The organism is Bacillus sp. CDB3 (assembly GCF_002081505.1).
GTDB classification, from domain to species: Bacteria; Bacillota; Bacilli; order Bacillales; family Bacillaceae_G; genus Bacillus_A; species Bacillus_A cereus_AT.
The window spans coordinates 1-1656 of record NZ_ALBR01000141.1 but is presented as its reverse complement, the minus strand read 5'-3'; the positions used below and the strand labels follow the sequence as shown (position 1 = coordinate 1656).

The window sequence follows — 1656 nt, the reverse complement described above, 5'->3', positions numbered from 1 at the left end:
AAAATCAATGGTTCTTCGCTATTGTAATTGGATAGGCTACTTTAACAATTCATAAACAACAAACAAAAAATTAGAAATCAAAAAAATCACTACAGTGCGCACTTACACAAACTCAAGAAGTTTGTTCGTTCTTTACCAAAAACATCGACATGTTTTGTTACCCGCTGGGTCTTTTATCCTAAAAAATTATGTACCTAAAAAAAGAGCATTCCCTTTGCAAAGGGAATGCTCTTTTTTAAAACTCATGCTATCTAGTAAACAGGTATCCTATGTCCCCACTTCTATAACGTCTCACCCATTACATAACAAAGCATTTCTCCTATATAGGTGTTTGTCCAATCATGTTTGTATTAATGCCATAAATTGGTACAGTATACAAAAAATCAAAGAATAGAGGTGCGTATATGTCACAGGCTAATATACCTAACATTACACCTAATATTTCCATTACACGAGACGATGCGCTCAATTTATTATTATCTTCTATTGCCTTAGAAGAGTTAGGAATTGCTCATATTCTCAATGCAGAAGGGGAAAAAATTCAATATGCATTAGGAACTTTACAGGGGACAACAGGTCCCGGACCTTCCATTCCAGATCTTCTGAATGTCAATAAAAGTGTACAGGATATGTTAGATACAGCGATAAAACAGGAAATGTTATTAGAATCGAAATTAAAAACGGTGTCTGATATTATGGGAAATACATGCGGAGGTACAGGTGTCCAAAATACCATGTATCACACCATTGCAAAACAAGATCAATTCGTATATACCAATGCGGATGGTTTAGCTGAATATAACAGTTCGAAAATCCTCTCTCCTACCGAAGTATCTTATTTCAATTTATTTATTAATGGTGTCATTCAACCTCTCATAACATATACCATTGAAGTTGGAAAATTAACTTTATTATCAGAAGAACCGCCTGCCTTACATGCCCCTATTACATTACAATTCATTACCCTTTATCCCTAGGAACATATTTATCATTCACGCATATACTACATGGGACAACCAATTTAAAACAAAGGAGTTTTTTTTATGGCATTACAACTTATGAAACTTGCTATTGCAGCTTCCACTTCTACGACTATTGATCCTGTAGACTCACGTTTTTTCCATGTCACAACAGCCCCAACTACAGCTGGGAATGCTTTAACAATTGATGCTGCAGATTTTTTCCAAGATGATGGATCCGCAGTTATTACTTTACCTGACCTAGCTGCTAACAATAGTTATTTCAACGTGTATGTAAACGGCCTGCTACAAATGGAAGGTATTTCAGCATATACTGCAGGTGCTACAGGCGTTGGCTCATTGGTTATTACTGTTCCAGCTGGAGCAAGTGATATATTAACAGGAACACCTGTTATTCTAGAAATGGTACAATTTACCCCAAACGCTACAACAACAGTTACAGCATAGTAAAAAGGGCCAATAGAAATATTGGCCCTTTTTGTATATTGAATATTCAATATCTTTCTCCTATAGAAATCTTTCTACAGAATCATTTTGTACGAAAAAATTCATATTAATATGTAGATAACGCGTTCTTAAAGGTAAATAACTTTAAGAGACGTACTTAATCATTAAAACCAAACCTTTAGGAACGTATTTTCTATTCACTTTTCACTACACCTAAAGGTCTACCTTT

The 1656-nt window shown here is 34.8% G+C and carries 2 protein-coding genes; both read left to right on the top strand.

What is annotated here, in order from left to right:
- Positions 1 to 404 precede the first annotated feature (404 nt).
- Entirely contained in the window at positions 405 to 977 is a 573-nt protein-coding gene (locus tag CDB3_RS32895; protein WP_256869980.1) for a DUF4183 domain-containing protein, read from the top strand.
- A 66-nt stretch (positions 978 to 1043) separates the two neighbouring features.
- Positions 1044 to 1427 carry a DUF4183 domain-containing protein gene (locus CDB3_RS31400; protein WP_128856987.1) on the top strand — a complete coding sequence of 128 codons (384 nt, stop codon included), beginning with the start codon at positions 1044 to 1046 and terminating at the stop codon, positions 1425 to 1427.
- Positions 1428 to 1656: the final 229 nt, after the last annotated feature.

What these genes read in the sequence shown, in the direction of transcription:
- CDB3_RS32895 (WP_256869980.1), top strand. Translation starts at nt 405, where the DNA reads ATGTCACAGGCTAATATACCTAACATTACACCTAATATTTCCATTACA.
- CDB3_RS31400 (WP_128856987.1), top strand. Translation starts at nt 1,044, where the DNA reads ATGGCATTACAACTTATGAAACTTGCTATTGCAGCTTCCACTTCTACG.